The sequence below is a fragment of the Cytobacillus sp. ABV4_503 genome, from assembly GCF_056158445.1.
The window spans coordinates 222,131-237,317 of record NZ_JBSWTH010000001.1; the positions used below are offsets into that span (position 1 = coordinate 222,131).

The 15,187-nt window shown below is 42.7% G+C and carries 24 protein-coding genes; 18 read left to right on the forward strand and 6 right to left on the reverse strand.

Annotated elements, in window-relative coordinates; translation table 11 throughout:
- Positions 1 to 14 precede the first annotated feature (14 nt).
- Positions 15 to 185: a hypothetical protein gene (locus ACXAD1_RS01140; RefSeq protein ID WP_474909212.1), complete on the forward strand. Its 171-nt coding sequence runs from the start codon at positions 15 to 17 to the stop codon at positions 183 to 185.
- A 158-nt stretch (positions 186 to 343) separates the two neighbouring features.
- On the opposite strand, the gene ACXAD1_RS01145 is transcribed toward ACXAD1_RS01140, so the two are convergent.
- Positions 344 to 538 (reverse strand): hypothetical protein, encoded by a 195-nt coding sequence (locus ACXAD1_RS01145; RefSeq protein ID WP_206845178.1) that lies wholly within the window; start codon positions 536 to 538, stop codon positions 344 to 346.
- Positions 539 to 771: 233 nt separating this feature from the next.
- Here ACXAD1_RS01145 and ACXAD1_RS01150 point away from each other — a divergent pair, with 233 nt between their 5' ends.
- The 13 genes from ACXAD1_RS01150 (at position 772) to ACXAD1_RS01210 (ending at position 11,202) form a co-directional block, all read left to right on the forward strand.
- A complete protein-coding gene (locus tag ACXAD1_RS01150) occupies positions 772 to 1,440 on the forward strand; it encodes a response regulator transcription factor (RefSeq protein WP_370221423.1) in 669 nt (222 codons plus the stop codon).
- Positions 1,437 to 2,798, forward strand: coding sequence for a sensor histidine kinase (locus ACXAD1_RS01155; protein ID WP_474909213.1), 1,362 nt, complete (start codon positions 1,437 to 1,439; stop codon positions 2,796 to 2,798). The genes ACXAD1_RS01150 and ACXAD1_RS01155 overlap by 4 nt, the downstream gene beginning before the upstream one ends.
- A gap of 324 nt (positions 2,799 to 3,122) precedes the next feature.
- Positions 3,123 to 4,034, forward strand: coding sequence for an ABC transporter ATP-binding protein (locus ACXAD1_RS01160; protein ID WP_206845174.1), 912 nt, complete (start codon positions 3,123 to 3,125; stop codon positions 4,032 to 4,034).
- Entirely contained in the window at positions 4,031 to 4,741 is a 711-nt protein-coding gene (locus ACXAD1_RS01165; RefSeq protein ID WP_206845173.1) for an ABC transporter permease, read from the forward strand. The genes ACXAD1_RS01160 and ACXAD1_RS01165 overlap by 4 nt, the downstream gene beginning before the upstream one ends.
- The gene (locus tag ACXAD1_RS01170) at positions 4,742 to 5,473 is read left to right on the forward strand and encodes an ABC transporter permease (RefSeq protein ID WP_206845172.1); all 732 of its coding nucleotides are present in this window, start codon (positions 4,742 to 4,744) and stop codon (positions 5,471 to 5,473) included.
- A 124-nt stretch (positions 5,474 to 5,597) separates the two neighbouring features.
- Positions 5,598 to 6,263: a YknW family membrane protein gene (gene yknW / locus ACXAD1_RS01175; protein ID WP_206845170.1), complete on the forward strand. Its 666-nt coding sequence runs from the start codon at positions 5,598 to 5,600 to the stop codon at positions 6,261 to 6,263.
- Positions 6,264 to 7,382 (forward strand): efflux RND transporter periplasmic adaptor subunit, encoded by a 1,119-nt coding sequence (locus tag ACXAD1_RS01180; RefSeq protein WP_474909214.1) that lies wholly within the window; start codon positions 6,264 to 6,266, stop codon positions 7,380 to 7,382. It begins immediately after the preceding gene.
- Positions 7,379 to 8,071, forward strand: a complete 693-nt coding sequence (locus tag ACXAD1_RS01185; protein ID WP_206845166.1) for an ABC transporter ATP-binding protein — start codon at positions 7,379 to 7,381, stop codon at positions 8,069 to 8,071. Before ACXAD1_RS01180 ends, ACXAD1_RS01185 begins: the two co-directional genes overlap by 4 nt.
- Complete coding sequence (locus ACXAD1_RS01190) at positions 8,068 to 9,261, forward strand: ABC transporter permease (protein ID WP_206845164.1); 1,194 nt, start codon at positions 8,068 to 8,070, stop codon at positions 9,259 to 9,261. Before ACXAD1_RS01185 ends, ACXAD1_RS01190 begins: the two co-directional genes overlap by 4 nt.
- A gap of 142 nt (positions 9,262 to 9,403) precedes the next feature.
- Positions 9,404 to 9,574: an EAL domain-containing protein gene (locus ACXAD1_RS01195; RefSeq protein WP_206845163.1), complete on the forward strand. Its 171-nt coding sequence runs from the start codon at positions 9,404 to 9,406 to the stop codon at positions 9,572 to 9,574.
- A 345-nt stretch (positions 9,575 to 9,919) separates the two neighbouring features.
- Positions 9,920 to 10,147 (forward strand): hypothetical protein, encoded by a 228-nt coding sequence (locus ACXAD1_RS01200; RefSeq protein ID WP_206845161.1) that lies wholly within the window; start codon positions 9,920 to 9,922, stop codon positions 10,145 to 10,147.
- 321 nt (positions 10,148 to 10,468) lie between these two features.
- A complete protein-coding gene (locus tag ACXAD1_RS01205) occupies positions 10,469 to 10,987 on the forward strand; it encodes a GNAT family N-acetyltransferase (protein ID WP_474909215.1) in 519 nt (172 codons plus the stop codon).
- Between the two features lie 59 nt (positions 10,988 to 11,046).
- Positions 11,047 to 11,202 (forward strand): DUF1540 domain-containing protein, encoded by a 156-nt coding sequence (locus tag ACXAD1_RS01210; RefSeq protein ID WP_206845159.1) that lies wholly within the window; start codon positions 11,047 to 11,049, stop codon positions 11,200 to 11,202.
- A 74-nt stretch (positions 11,203 to 11,276) separates the two neighbouring features.
- Here the strand turns inward: ACXAD1_RS01210 and ACXAD1_RS01215 are convergent, their stop codons facing one another.
- Positions 11,277 to 11,546 (reverse strand): hypothetical protein, encoded by a 270-nt coding sequence (locus ACXAD1_RS01215; protein ID WP_206845158.1) that lies wholly within the window; start codon positions 11,544 to 11,546, stop codon positions 11,277 to 11,279.
- 254 nt (positions 11,547 to 11,800) lie between these two features.
- On the opposite strand from ACXAD1_RS01215, the gene ACXAD1_RS01220 reads away from it, so the two are divergent.
- The 4 genes from ACXAD1_RS01220 (at position 11,801) to ACXAD1_RS01235 (ending at position 12,832) form a co-directional block, all read left to right on the forward strand.
- Positions 11,801 to 12,253, forward strand: coding sequence for a GNAT family N-acetyltransferase (locus tag ACXAD1_RS01220; protein ID WP_474909216.1), 453 nt, complete (start codon positions 11,801 to 11,803; stop codon positions 12,251 to 12,253).
- Between the two features lie 21 nt (positions 12,254 to 12,274).
- Positions 12,275 to 12,448, forward strand: a complete 174-nt coding sequence (locus ACXAD1_RS01225; protein WP_474909217.1) for a hypothetical protein — start codon at positions 12,275 to 12,277, stop codon at positions 12,446 to 12,448.
- Complete coding sequence (locus ACXAD1_RS01230) at positions 12,448 to 12,609, forward strand: hypothetical protein (RefSeq protein WP_206845150.1); 162 nt, start codon at positions 12,448 to 12,450, stop codon at positions 12,607 to 12,609. Before ACXAD1_RS01225 ends, ACXAD1_RS01230 begins: the two co-directional genes overlap by 1 nt.
- A gap of 82 nt (positions 12,610 to 12,691) precedes the next feature.
- A complete protein-coding gene (locus ACXAD1_RS01235) occupies positions 12,692 to 12,832 on the forward strand; it encodes a hypothetical protein (RefSeq protein WP_474909218.1) in 141 nt (46 codons plus the stop codon).
- A gap of 102 nt (positions 12,833 to 12,934) precedes the next feature.
- Here the strand turns inward: ACXAD1_RS01235 and ACXAD1_RS01240 are convergent, their stop codons facing one another.
- The 4 genes from ACXAD1_RS01240 to ACXAD1_RS01255 all read right to left on the reverse strand — a co-directional run bounded on the left by ACXAD1_RS01240 (position 12,935) and on the right by ACXAD1_RS01255 (position 15,150).
- Positions 12,935 to 13,231, reverse strand: a complete 297-nt coding sequence (locus ACXAD1_RS01240; RefSeq protein ID WP_206845148.1) for a putative quinol monooxygenase — start codon at positions 13,229 to 13,231, stop codon at positions 12,935 to 12,937.
- Positions 13,232 to 13,252: 21 nt separating this feature from the next.
- Positions 13,253 to 13,888 (reverse strand): nitroreductase family protein, encoded by a 636-nt coding sequence (locus tag ACXAD1_RS01245; RefSeq protein ID WP_370221412.1) that lies wholly within the window; start codon positions 13,886 to 13,888, stop codon positions 13,253 to 13,255.
- Between the two features lie 36 nt (positions 13,889 to 13,924).
- Positions 13,925 to 14,353, reverse strand: coding sequence for a MarR family winged helix-turn-helix transcriptional regulator (locus tag ACXAD1_RS01250; protein ID WP_206845146.1), 429 nt, complete (start codon positions 14,351 to 14,353; stop codon positions 13,925 to 13,927).
- Positions 14,354 to 14,514: 161 nt separating this feature from the next.
- Positions 14,515 to 15,150 carry a class I SAM-dependent DNA methyltransferase gene (locus ACXAD1_RS01255; protein ID WP_474909219.1) on the reverse strand — a complete coding sequence of 212 codons (636 nt, stop codon included), beginning with the start codon at positions 15,148 to 15,150 and terminating at the stop codon, positions 14,515 to 14,517.
- Positions 15,151 to 15,187: the final 37 nt, after the last annotated feature.

Below are 15,187 nucleotides of genomic sequence, written 5' to 3' on the forward strand. Positions count from 1 at the left end.
ATCTTGACCCGGTTATGGAGCAGCTGCTGAAAAATCCCCGCAACCGGGAGTGGCTTCAGCATGCAGGGCAAAAGGGAGGATCAACAGCCTTTGTTTTTACCATCAGCATGTATGCAACCGATAAAGAGGGCAATCGTACAGAAATGGCTTTCCTTGCAAATGATCTGAGCAATGCGCAGTTTTAGGAGCTTTCAAGGAATATGAACAGTTTTCAGCTTCAATTTCTGACAAACAGCGAATTCCGGAACTCTGTAAGGGAGGAGCTGAATTAAGAGTTCGAAAAAGCATTCGCTGTTAATGGCGAATGTTTTTTACATAGTAAAAACCCCGCTAAAGAGCGGGGCTAGGTAATGCTTTCTCTCCTCTGGCCGACCCACCAGTCGATGTGATCCAGGTTGAAGACATACAAATTTCCGTAAGGTCTAAGATGCGGGATGTCCTTATTCTGAATCAGATGATGGATTTTTTCCTCTGTGAGAGGATAGCCAATAGATGCTAAATAAGCGAGCAATTCCTCAATTCGGTAAACTTTTCTCACTTCATCACCTCCCGCTAAAACTCTTTTTGGAAGAATACTTAGTGGCAGGCAATAAGGTATTGAAAAGCTTAGTTAGTATGTACCCTGTTTATAGAGAAGTAATCATGGCGGGAAAAATGAATCCTATCAATAATAAGTATCGTAGAATAGCAGGAAGTATTTGTTAGATTCGGGAACTTATAAGATGATGTTCAAAAGCAGATTCGTAAAAGATTAATTAAAGGGTGGAGAGTATGGTTCGAATTTTATACATAGAAGACGAAAGTGATATTGGCAGCTGGCTGAAAAATGATTTAGAGGAAAGAGGCTATGAGGTGATCTGGCTGCAGTCTGGAGAAGGTATGGAAAATTATCTTTCTGATGCCGATATTGCCATTTTAGATGTGATGCTTCCGGGGCTTGACGGGTTTTCGCTTGGGAAGCGGATTAAGAAAGTAAAGAGTGACATGCCAGTACTTATGCTATCGGCAAGGACGGCGGTAGAGGATAAGCTGGAGGGCCTGAGCTTTGCTGATGATTATCTTACAAAGCCTTTCCAGCCGGATGAGCTCGCTGCGAGGATTGAAGTGCTGTTAAGGCGATTTCAAAAGAATGATCAGGTGCTGGAGCTTCACCACTTACAGGTACATACAAAGGACCTGAGGATTATTGATCGGGATGCAGACGATGAAATTCAATTGACAGGCAAGCAGTATCAGCTGTTTCAGCACTTCATTCGCCATCTGAATCAGATACTGACAAAAGAGCAGCTTTATGAAGGCGTCTGGGGAGAACAATATATGGAGGGCGACAAAACCCTGATGGTTCATATCCGCTATCTTCGTGAAAAACTCGAGAAGAACCCTTCGCGTCCTGAAATCATTGAGACCATTCGCGGAATCGGCTACAGGGTGAAGATATGAAAAGGTTTTTCCAATCGCTGCAGGCGAAGTATATGGCGATTATTCTGGTTGCCTTATTTCTGTTTCAGGCAGCTTATTTACTTGTGGCTATGCTGGCTATGGGTCTCCAAGAGGACATTTCAGGAGAAAAAAACAAGAATGAATCCGATCCCAGTCATATTGAAGAAAAATGGCATGCGGATGCAGCAGAAGTGGAGAATGCCTCAAGTGAAAGCATTCATAAGCTTTTTTCGAAATGGAAAAAGGACTATCCTGAAGCCTCAATGTTTTGGGTGGATGAAAAGGGAAATGTACTGGAGCAGCTGGATGTGAAGGGGGACCTGCCTGCTAATTGGACTCCTGCCTTTACAGCGAAGTTTATTAAGGAACGGTATGGCGGCGATCCGTTTACAGTTATAAGTTTTATTGGCGGGGATGAAAAGAACGGTTTTATCGTTCTTGAAATACCGAGGAATTTATTTCTTCCGCCGATTGTGGAGGTAACAGAGAAATATGGACTTTTCTTAGGAGCCGGTCTGCTTTTGATCATTTCCCTGTTTATTATCGTCTCTTTTTTATTTTTCCGTGGCATCCGCAAAAGACTGCTTCAACTCCAGGAGGCGATGGAAAGACGGGATATGGATAATCTCCCGATCGGCATTGATGTGCAAAACAATGATGAAATCGGCCAGCTGGAACGGACTTTTAATGAGATGATCCTTGAGCTCAAGGAAAGCAAGCAACGCGAGCAGGAGGAAGAACAGCTGCGGAGGGAGCTGATCGCCAATCTGTCCCATGACCTGCGGACGCCTTTAACGAAAATCAATGCGCAAACATACTCGATTGCAAAGGAAAATCTGTCTCCAGCAGGAAAACAGGCGGTCAAAGCGCTGGAAACTTCGATTGTCAATATTGATAGACTGATTGAGAACTTAATGAGCTACACGCTTTTGATGGCGAGCAAGCATAAGCAGGAGCTGATCGAGCTGGATGCTGTCCGGTTTGTTCGTGAAAGTTTGGCATCCTGGTATCCGGTTTTTGAGAAAGAAAGTTTTGAGGTGAACATCGAGTTAGAGCCGTTTGAAGTGAAATGGCTGACCGATCCAATGTGGCTGGGCCGTATTTTTGATAACATTCTGCAAAATATACTGCGGCATGCGAAGGATGGACTTTACCTTAAAGTGGCGACTGAATCCACCGATGAGTACGATGCGATTGTTGTTATCGATCATGGAAAGGGGCTTAAAAACAGCTCCAATGAAAAAGGAGCCGGAATCGGTTTATCCATCGTTGATATGATGGTGAAGGGCATGAAACTGGAGTGGGATATCGATTCCGGTGACGAGGGCACAATCATAAAAATCTTAAGAAAACATTAGGAGCTGCCTTATCAGGAGCTCCTTTTTTGTTTTAAATTCCATAATGCTATCAATTGGTAAATGCCAAAGAGGACTGCCAGAATAACGAGGATAACCCAGGCATAAGTGTGTGGAATAAAAAAATATACGAGTAAACAGGCAAGCAGGAATACAGCGTAGCCAATGTTAAAAAGCCTTTTAAACGTCATAAGGTTTTCCCCTTCCCAAGGTGCTTACTGTATTAGACGATTTAGGAGGAAAAAAGTGTCATTTAAACAAATTTTAAACTTCCCCCTACCTTTGTTTTAACCTTGCCTGGCTAAGATGGAAAGTGAGGTGAGAGGAATGGAGTATGTCGTAAGAACGGAAAATTTATCAAAGCATTTTGGTCAGGAGAAAGCGGTGTCAGGTCTGGAAATGAAAATACCCAAAGGGGAAATCTACGGATTTCTGGGTCCGAATGGTGCAGGGAAAACGACAACGATCCGGATGCTTTTGGGGCTGATGAAGCCTGATTCCGGCAGGATTGAAATTTTTCAAAAAGATTTAAAGAAAGAAAGACTAAATATATTAGGACGGGTAGGCTCGCTTGTAGAATCACCTTCATATTACCCGCATTTAACGGCAAAAGAAAATCTTGAAGCAATGAGAAAAATACTTGGTGTGCCAAAACAGAGAATCGCTGAGGTGCTGGAGATTGTCCGGCTGACTGATGCTGGTGATAAGAAAGTAAAGGGCTTCTCACTCGGCATGAAGCAGCGGCTTGGAATTGCTGCTTCGCTGCTGAATAACCCGGAATTGCTGATTCTGGATGAGCCGACAAACGGATTAGATCCTTCAGGTATTATTGAGATCCGCAATTTAATTAAAAGCCTGCCATCTGAATGCGGGATGACCGTGTTAATTTCCAGTCATTTGCTTTCAGAGATTGATCAGATGGCGACAACAGTAGGTATTGTCACGAAAGGGAAAATGATTTTTCAGGATTCAATTGAATCGATGCGCATGTTTGCACAGCAATCCGTTTTATTAAAGGTCAGCGAGAGCGACAAAGCCTGGCGCTCCCTGCTGGGAAGAGGAATGAAGGCTGGTTTGGATAGCGGCATCATTTCGCTGCCGCAGCAATCGGATGAGCAAGTGGCTGAGGCTGTGCGCGGACTTGTAGCAGATGGATTTTCCGTTTACCGGGTGGAAGAAGAAAAGCGATCATTGGAAGACATTTTCCTTCAGATGACGAGCGAGGAGCAGGCCGGATGATGGAGAAATTACTGGCAGCTGAATTTATGAAGATTAAGCGGAAAGGAATCTGGTTCCTGACCGTACTGGGTCCAATTGGGGTAGTAGCCATGCAGATGGTCAATTACGGGGTGCGCAAGGATTATTTGTTCGGACAGAATGATGACCGGTGGGGGTATTATTTGGATAATATCCATTCGTTCACACCGCTGGCGATTGTGCTGGGCATCGTAATTCTGACGTCATTTATGTCAAGTATTGAAAATGAAACGAACGCCTGGAAACAGCTGATTGCATTGCCAGTTTCGAAAATGAGCGTGTATTTAACGAAGTTCACGGTGCTGTCGATTCTGCTTCTAACTTCTTCTGTGCTTTTGATGCTATTCGCGCTTGCTTTTGGATTGTTTCTTGATTTGGGCGGGGAGATTCCGTATAAGGGTCTGCTGGAATACAGCTTTTATCCTTTTTTTGCGGCTTTGCCAGTTTTGGCGCTGCAGCTTTGGATAGCGACTGTGAGTATAAATCAGGGTGTGCCAATCACTCTGGGAATTCTGGGAGTGATTCTGACATATGCTGGCTTTACTTTGCCGGATTGGCTGATTTGGAAATGGCCGCTGCTGCTGAATGAGTGGAATGAACCGCTTATCAACGTCCTGCTTGGAATTGGAGCCGGCTTTTTACTATACACAGCCGGCATGATTGATTTTGCGAGAAGGGATGTGAAATAGATGCTGTCTATCTTGAAGTCGGAGTGGTTTAAGCTGCGTAAATCAAAGATCTTCGGCATTCTTTTAGTGGGACCGCTGATTGGGCTGGGCGCAGGGATTGGGGCGAATACAGCTGAAACGGCGGGGGTGATGAACGAATGGTACCTGCTTTTGATTTATATGAATTTGCCTTATTCGGTACTCTTTTTGCCGTTAGTCACAGGGGTTCTGGCAAGCCTTGTCTGCCGGTATGAGCATCAGGCCGGGGGCTGGAAGCAGCTTTTGGCGCTGCCTGTCACAAGGGGAAAAGTGTTTGCAGCTAAGTATGCGCTGATCCTGCTATTGGTTTTGCTTATCCAATTATTCTATTTAGCTGCCATTTTTGGTGCAGGATTGTATAAAGGTGTAACCGATCCATTTCCGGCAGCGATTGTCTGGAAAAGCATATTGGGAGGCTGGGTCGCGACTTTCCCATTAGTCGCTCTGCAGCTGTGGATGTCCGTCTGGTTCAAAAGTTTTGCGGCACCTTTTGCGGTCAACGTCGTTTTTACGCTGCCATCCATACTGGCGATGAATTCCGAGAAAGTGGGCCCTTATTATCCTTGGGCACAGCCCTTTGCAATGATGTATCCAGCGACAGACACTGGCGATATATTCTTTATCCCGTGGGAACAGCTTTTGACTGTTATCGGCGGATTCTTTTTATTGTTTTATCTTGGCGGCTATTTTTATTTTCAGCGGAAGGCTGTGTAGACAGGATACCAGGGGAGTAATCTTCTGGTATTTTCAATGGGTCAATTGTAATTATTTGAAACTTTTTCTATATTATTCCGTAAAGCTATAGTGGAATCATTTTAATAGAATAGGAGTGTTCTTAATGGAACAAGAAGTAAAAACAAGCAGCGCAAAACCGAGTATGCTTGGGATGATTTGGAGTCCTGGAGAGCAGTTTGACCGCATCCGAAAAAACCCTAAGATTTGGGTGCCGCTGATTTTAATCAGTATTCTGTATGCCGTGGGCATGTTCCTGATGGCAATGTCTATGGATGCATCTTACCTTGGGCTTGATGGCATGAGTGAGGCCGAGGCAGAGATGGTAATGATGTTTTCGAGAGTTGGTGTGGCAATAACAGGAATTTTCACACCTGTAGTGGTTGCCCTCATTTCCGGTGGCATTTATATGATTTTCATTAAAATTGCTGGATCAGATGCAACGTTCAAACAGATATTTTCCATGAATATTTATATTCTTGTTATTGGCGGGATCGGCCTTGTGGTCAATATGGCATTAAGAGCAGCTATTGGAGGAAATCCGGAAATATTTATTACTAGTTTAGCAGGATTGATGAACAGCGAGAAACCAGGGGTCCTGGGTTCTTTCGAGTTATTCAGCATCTGGCAGTCTGTTGTAACGGCAATTGGCCTTCATCGGGTTGGAGGATTATCAAAAGGCTGGGCCTGGGGCATTGCGATTGCCTTCTTCATCATCGGCATTGTCTTCACTTTAATCAGCAATACCCTTTCAGGAATGACTGGTGTCTAAATGAAAAAGAAAGTTTGGATAGCACTCGGGGTTACGGCTGTGTTTTTGCTGCTGGCTGGCGTTAGCGTCTACAGGCAGGCGTTTGCGAAAGGGCCTGAAGTAAAAACCGCCCATCCGGTTCAGGAAGAAATTAAAGAGCAGATCATGATTCCAGGAACGGCAGAGCTGGTGAATGAGCAGAAAATATATACATCTCCTGAAAAAGGCGAAATAAAGGAATTCCTGGTAGAAGAAGGGGATTCTGTTAAAAAAGGAGAGGTGCTGGCCAAATTTGATGGCCAGGCATTGGAGCTTGAATGGGAAAAGGTCAAACTTCAGGCTGAATCAGGCTATATAAAAATCAGCCAGCTGGAAAAAGAGGAAGACCAGCTGGGGGATAAGGAAAAAGAGCTGCGCAAACAGGCTGGTGATAAGGAAGCTGATAAACAGATACAGCCTGAAAGGGATCAGTTGAAACTGGAAAAGCGATTGGCGAATCTGGAATTAAGCCAGGTGCTTTTACAGAAGAAAGATATTGAAAAGCGCCTTGGAGAATTAGAGGTTAAAAGCACAATAGATGGAGTGGTGCTTCAGGTGAACAAGGGAGCCTCCTCTGATCCGGCTTCGGCAGGAAAACCTGTCATTTATGTTGGCGATTTAAAAGCAATCGGCGCATCAGGCTTACTTTCAGAATTCGATTCATTAAAGGTAAAAGAGGGGCAAAAGGTGACTCTCCTGTCCGATGCAATTCCTGAAAAGGAATGGAAAGGCGAAGTCAGCGAAGTAGCAGATATGCCAGAAGAGAATCAGGGAATGAATCCTGCCGAAAATAGTGCGCCACAGTATCGGGTGGAGGTCACGGTGAAGGAAATGTCCCTGAGGTCAGGCTTTCAGCTCATAATGGAAATCGAAACAGATAAGAAGAAGGCGCTGACTGTACCGGCCAACTCGGTTATAACTGGAGACAGCAGCGTATATGTATTCGTGGTCAGGGATCAGAAAAGCTATAAACAGGAAGTAGAGACAGGTGTCGCTTCCGGGAATAAAATCGAGATAACAAGCGGCCTCAATGAGCAGGATTTGATTATTACTAATCCATCAGATCAGCTGAAAGACGGCATGGAAGTGGATGTGAAATGATTGATCTTAAAGGCATAACCAAGTCTTATCAGGCGGGAAAAGAAAGAATTGAAGTATTAAAAGGGATTAATCTGAGCATTGAGCAAGGGGATTCTGTGGCGATTATGGGGCCATCCGGATCGGGAAAGTCCACGCTTATGAATATTATTGGATGTCTCGATCTGCCGACAGAAGGAATATATGAATTGGATGGTGAGAACATATCCAATTACTCGGAAGCAGAGCTGGCAAAGGTCAGAAATCAATCGATCGGGTTTGTGTTTCAGCAGTTTCACCTGCTTCCGAGACTGACGGCCATTCAAAATGTTGAGCTGCCTATGATTTATAGCGGCCTTGCAAAAAAGGAAAGATTGGAACGGGCAGAAGCAGCACTGGTTAAAGTGGGCTTGGCCGATCGGGTGGAGTATCTGCCAAATGCTTTATCAGGAGGGCAGAAGCAGCGGGTTGCCATCGCCAGAGCGATTGTGAACGAACCGAAAATCATATTGGCGGATGAGCCGACAGGTGCTCTTGATACGAAAACAAGCGCCTCTATTATGGAACTGTTCAGGGAGCTGAACCATGAAGGGTCAACGATTGTAATGGTTACACATGAACCAGAGGTTGCAGAATATGCCCATCACACGATTATGGTGAGGGATGGGCTGATTGTGCCCGCAGACCTTTCCCGCAGGGGGGCGCCTACATGAGTTTTTTAGAAAATATCAAAATGGCGCTTAGTTCATTGAAGGCGCATAAAATGAGATCGATTTTAACGATGATTGGGATCATTATTGGTGTTGGGGCTGTCATTATTGTTGTCGCAATCGGCCAGGGCGGAGAAGCAATGCTGAAGACGCAGCTGACAGGTCCCGGCAATACAGTGGAGCTGTTTTATCAGCCCTCTGATGAGGAAATTCAGGCAAACCCGAACATATTTAATGAAGCTCCTTTTGATGGGGAAGATATCAAAGCACTGGAGCAGATTCCAGAGATTAAAAGAGTAGTTGCTTCAAGCTCACAGTTCTCACAGGCTTCATTTGGAGAACAGACAGCTGAAACATCCACAACAGGAGTAGGCCCTGCTTATTTTGAGCTCAACAATGTTGAACTGGAAAAAGGGCGATCGTTTACGGCTGCGGATTTTCTTGGGGGACGCAGGGTAGGGCTTGTCAGCTTTTCCATGCAGGAGGAGCTTTTTGATGGCAAATCGCCGGTTGGCGAAGTAATCCGGATTGGAAACCAGCCTATTGAAATCATTGGCGTCATGAAAAAGCCGACAGGGCTCTTTTCATTCGGTGTTCTTGAGATCTATGTGCCTACTAAAACATGGCAGACTATTTATGGGAAGAGTGACTTTACCCAGGTGACGCTTCAGGCAGAATCCGCTGATCAGCTTCAGACTGCCGGAAAGAAGGCTGCCAGCTTACTTAACAAGATGCATAATACAGAAGAATCGTATATGGTCATCAACATGGAAGAAATGGCAGAAGGAATCGGCCAGATTACAAAGGTCATGACGTTAATCATCGGCAGTATCGCCGGTATCTCGCTGTTTGTTGGCGGAATTGGTGTCATGAATATCATGCTCGTATCTGTAACCGAAAGGACGAGGGAAATCGGCATCCGTAAAGCACTGGGAGCAACCAGGGGGCAAATCATGGGACAGTTTTTAATCGAATCTGTCACACTGACCTTGATCGGCGGAGTGCTGGGAATCCTGCTGGGCTGGGGTTCGGCATCTCTGATTTCATTATTTGCCGGATGGCCATCGCTCATTTCCTGGCAGGTCGTCGCAGGAGCACTTTTCTTCTCAATGGCGATCGGGATCATCTTCGGACTGCTGCCGGCTAATAAAGCTTCGAGGCTGAGTCCAATTGAATCTTTGCGATATGAGTAATTCATTATAAGGCTATCTTCGGCTGAGGCTGGGGGTGGTCTTTTTTGCTGGCTGGGAATGCACTGTAATTAGTTTTTTTAAGGTATCCTATTCCTGGTAATAAAGTAAAATAGAACTATTGCATAATAAGGGTGTGCATAGGATGACCATGCGGGATTTTCTTGATTTTTGCAAGGATCATATGGAAGCTGAAGGGATTGAAAACCGGGAGGGTTTTGATTGGCTTCGGAACAAGGGATACCAGCTTTTTCAGGGATATCTGTTTGGAAAACCTGCGCCGATTGCAAAAAAAGATAAGGTATCAGTAAAGTAATGAAGAAAATGCCTGTATTTTGCAAATCTGAACCAAACTCTTATTGTTTTTTTCCATCTGGAAAGATTTATGTGCGGATAGCTGAAAAATATATGCACATAAAATTTTTTCTGTGCGGATAGAAAAGATTTGTGTGCGGATAGAAAAATTTATGTGCGTTCAGCTTTTTTTGAAGGTACTTCCTGCATCATGGCCAGAGGCTTTTTCATGGTTGTCGTATACGGACTGAAATAATTGTTATGTAATCTATCCGCAATATATGTAACCTTTCACTCATGTTTATATTGCGGACCCAGGGGAATAGTCTACATAGAAACATAATACTGCAAGAGGAGATGATAAAAAATGAAGTATAAGAATCTGCTTTTATCAATTCCATTAGGAGCAGGATTAATGTTAGCAGGCTGTGCTTCTGAGCAGGATCCGCCTCCGGAAGATGAGGAAAACATGGAAATGGATCAGCAGGAAGATAACGAAGAGCCAGATTTAAGTGAAGAGCCAAGCGAAGAGGAAATGGATGAAGAAGAACCTGATATGGATGAAGAGCCTTCTGAAGAAAATAATAATCAGTAAATAAACTATATCTGAAAATGGCATCCCATGCGGATGCTATTTTTGTGCATAGAAAAAGTCAGCATAAAAGATGCAAAGGCGATACCTGTTGCACCAGTTAGATTAAATTAAGATTTAGTGACCTAAGAAGCTGTCATGGTTATCAGTAAATCAGCTTAATTTTGCCTGCATCAAGCCTGATACCATATGACTTTGCCTCAGTTTAAGATAGTCCAGTTTCTTCCAAATTAGAGTGAAGTAATGAAATTTTCCAGAATTTAGAGGGGATTTTTCCAAAAGAGAAGAATACTCTCTTTATAAATTTTAATAGGGGAAAAGACGATGGACATTAAAACAAAGAGATTAACCGTAAGAAAGTTCAAGTCAGAAGACTGGCAGGCAGTTTATGAGTACACATCAAATCCAGAAGTAATGAAATACATTCCAGGTGGTATTTTTACAGAAGAAGCTGCTAAAGAGTTTATCCGCATGAATACCGAAAAAGCAGAGCATTTTCCCGTTCTTTTAAAAAATGAAGAGGTACTGATTGGCCATGTCGCTTTTCATAAGTATTTTGGCGATCATACATATGAAATTGGCTGGGTTTTTAATCCGAAGTATTATAATAAAGGCTACGCATCAGAAGCAGCATATGCAGTGCTGAAATATGGCTTTGAAGAACATGGCCTGCACCGGATTATTGCAACCTGCCAGCCTGAGAATCCGCCTTCTTACCGGGTGATGGAGAAAATCGGCATGAGGCGGGAAGGTTTTTTCAAAAAGTGCATTCCACATGGCGATGAATGGTGGGATGAATATTATTATGCGATTTTAAAGGAAGAGTGGAACATGGATAAATAAACAAGCAAGTATATCACCATCCTGAATGGCTAAAATAATAAAATCAGGAGGTGATATACATGGCTAAAGATGTTCTTTGTGAAGTAAATAACTGCACCTTTTGGGAAAAGGGAAATAAGTGCAGTGCAGACGCTATCTATGTTGTCAGCCATACAGGCAAGCAGGCGTCCAACAGCAAAGAGACAGACTGTAAAACGTTTGAACCTGAAGTTTGATCCAAGGGGTAACCGATTTGGTTACCTTCTTTATCTATTATTGATAATAATTATCAGTTTCATTCAAAAAAATTTTACCATGCTGATTCTTTTGTTTTTCGAAGTGGAGTCAGTTTTTTCATGTTCTTAAAGATTTTATAATGGGCAGTAGCTACTTTTTCTTCTACATAATCCAATGAATAATCACCCGATGGATCAGATAGTTCCCCAATCGCACGTGATAGGTGATCAATGACTGTTCTGTATGATTCATTCTTCTTATGGTCTTCCTTTGAATTCATTTCTACCATAATGTCGTGAGCAAGGCTTTGAATTCTCCGTAAACGAATTTGCTTCGCTGGCATATATCGCATCCTCCCCTTTTTTTGCTGAATCAATATATTATATATGGCCTTTTCATAGAAAAAATAACTGAAATCCGATGTGCGCATTTATTGGAATATTATAGTATAATGAGTGAGTCTTGTTTTTTCTGACAATTTAGTAAAAGGAGGCGTTCAATATGCTAAATAAAACTTTAGTTATTATGGATCAAAATAAGGGGAGAACGCCTAATTAATATCAGCGTTTCCCCAAAATGTGAAAAGGGGAAATTTAAATGAATACTGGGAATGTGAGAATAGAAGAAGTAACAGCAGATAATTGGTATGAATGCTGCCTGCTCGAACTTGCAGAGGAACAAAAAGCCAATTTGGAGCCGAATGCTGTTTCCATTGCGCAATCTAAATTTGAATCGGCGCTGAGACCGTATGTGATTTACTTGGAAGATAAAGCTGTCGGCTTTTTAATGTTTAATACATGTATAGAAGAATTGGAAGCTTACTGGATCTACCGGATTATGGTTGATAAGTCGCACCAAGGCAAGGGAATAGGAAAAAAAGCGACGGATCTGATGATTGCGGAAATGGCGAAACTGCCGAATGCGAAAAAAATTGCAGTAGGCTACCAACCTGAGAATCTTGGGGCACACAAGCTTTATGCAAGTTTGGGGTTTGCAGATCATGGCCACCGATTTGGGAAGGAAATGGCGGTTGTGAAAGATTTAGGCTAAGGAACAGGAGGAAGAAGCAGAATGAAAGTGGGAATGGCCCTGTTTATAGGAGGGCTTATTTTGCTTATGTCCGGCATCTTTCTGTCTGCCTATTGGACTGTCGCCGGCAGTTTCATGGGGATCTTCGGAGGCATGATGATGGGAAGCTCTTCTTATTTCCTTGCGAAACAGGACAAAAGGCAGGTTAAGCGATAATGGAATTTATGATTTTTTTATTTGTATTCTTTATTTTTCTGGCAATCAGTTCTGTAATGAATGTGTTATTCAAGATGACCGAAAAGAAACATTGGGGTATGTCACTGCTGCTGAGTCTGGTGTTAACAGTCATTGCCATTGCCATTTTGGGGATTAAATAAAGATTGAATCCGGGTATTTTTGGTATAAAAATGCCTGGAAAACACAAACTTTAAGTATCCTATTACGAAAAGGTGATGAAAAATGGATAAACAATATCATTTTGCAAATTTGTCCGACGGAGATCTGCAGCAGGTGCATAATCTGGAAAAGCGGTTAAGTGAGGAAAAGGGAGAAGAAGTCATCCTCATTGCTTATCATGATCAAAAAGAGAACAATGAATAAAATGAGTAGAAAACCCCAGGCAGAGATTATAAATCAAACTGTATATCCAGAAAAAGACGCTTGGGAATTTTAAATTCCAAGCGTCTTTTTCTGGATAATTTATTATTTATCTACAGACAGTGCATCATACACCTTCACCTGAGGAGGTGCAGAAAAGTATTGTGGAGCCTTTGCTGTAAATGATGTAAAATGTTCTGTCTGATTGTGGAACTTCACAGCGTCCATATCCTTCCACAATTCCATCATGGTATAGGAACCCGCTTTTTCTGTATCTTTTACCAGGTCATAAGAGATATTGCCTTCTTCTGCTCTGGAAGCCTCGATCAGCGGACGGATTTCAGCAAGAAAATCATTTTCTTTATCAGTTTGTACTTGGAAGCCAGCATGAATAATGATCATGTTATATTTCTCCTTTATGAGTTATTTCCATTCCGTGATATCTTCAACAGGAAGGCGGACAGATTTATACCCCTGATCAGCAGCTTTGCCGATTGAGATAAGCATGACAGGGTAGTAGCGTTCCTTATCCAGATGGAATGCTTCAGCTATCCTGTCTTTTTCATAGCCTCCAATTGGATTTGTATCATAGCCATGGGCACGAGCTGCAAGCATTAGCTGCATCGAAACGAGACCAGCATCGATCAGGTTCATTTCTTTCTTTTGCTCGAATGTCATATTTTCCACTAAGCCTTTGATGGATGGCACCTGGGTGTCTCTTACATCAGCAGGCATGTATCCTTTTTCAACAGCTGTATCATAAATTTTTTCAATGTATGCTTCACTCTTCATATCAACAAAGACAGCGATGACAGCTGCTGATGTCTCAACTTGTCTTTGATTGAATTTTGCGAGCGGTGCCAGTGTGTCTTTGCCTTCTTTTGAATCAATGACCACAAAACGCCATGGCTGCAGGTTTACGGATGAAGGAGCTAAAGATGCTTCTTCCAGGATTTCAGCCATTTCTTCTCTGCTGATTTTGACTGTTGGGTCATAATTACGGATGGAACGTCGGCCTGTGATGATTTCTTTAAAGTCATTGATAATGGTTTTATTCATGATGAACTCTCCTTTATGTTTTTCTGGATGTGAAAATTAAATATTATCTACATTTTCCTGGATGCGTGTGAGCATATTTAGTAGTGTGCTTCGCTCAAGTTCCGAAAAGCCGTTCAGGATTTTGGAAATAAACCGCTTCTTTTCTTCGCAATAAGCAGCAATTTTCGTTTTGCCTTCCTCTGTCAGGCTGACGTAAGTAAAACGGTTATCTTCAGGATTTTTCCTGCGGATCACCATGCCCTTTTCTTCCAGCTGTTTAAGGTGTCTTGTGACAGCAGCATGATCAATATTCACTTTTTTCTGAAGCTCCCGCTGCGTAATTTCTTCCGCTTCAAAAAGCTCCCGAAGAATCTCAAGCCGTGATTGGCTGATGCCTGTACAGCGTTCAAACTTTGGCATTGTCTGTTTGCTGAGTTCAAACAGCCGGGCAGCAATTAATTCTTCTTCCTTTGAACATTTGAACACAGCATCCCCCGCCTTTTAGATAATTGATAGGTCAATGATTGATACGTCAATTAATATACTGCAAAATATTTTAGAAGTCAAACTGGATGCTTAAGGCAAAGAAAACCCTGCTGAACCAACTTATGGATCAGCAGGGTTATCAGTCATTGAGCTTCGTTTTCCTAAAGTTTCTCTGCTTCTATCAGCCATACATATCGATTGAGCTGCTTAAACTCAACAGAGAATTCATTGGAATGAAACATGCTTTCTAATATGGGGATGGTTGTATAGTGTTCTGTTTCCAGGTCTTGTGCCAGGCTGAGGTAATGATTGTTTTTAGCTTCCTGGATAAAAGTCTCTTTTTCGCCCATGCTTCCAAAGACAGTATCGGCAAAAACGACTTTCCCGCCAGTTGAAAGGAGGGTGGTATATTTAGAGATGGCATTGGCTTTTTCGCTGTCTTCTAAATGATGGAATGCGTACGAGCTGACAAAGGCATCTATGGGACCAAACAATTGAAAGTTTAAAAAATCACCATCTAATAATGTAAGATGAGGCATTTTTTTGCCTGCTATTTTTCTCATGGCAGCAGAAGGTTCCACTCCGATTATTGAACAGCCTTTCTCCAGTAGCCTTTGAGTTAGGTTGCCGGTACCTGTACCGAATTCCACCACATTTCCATTCACAAGATTAGCAACCTCTTGAAGGATATGTTCATAATTCAAAAACACCTCTTGATATTCAATGTCTTTACCCGTTACAGCCTGATCATAGGATTCTGCCCAATGATCAAACAAATCTACAAATTCACGGCCCATTGTAAAAATCACCCCTTCAATTCTTATAATACTTATT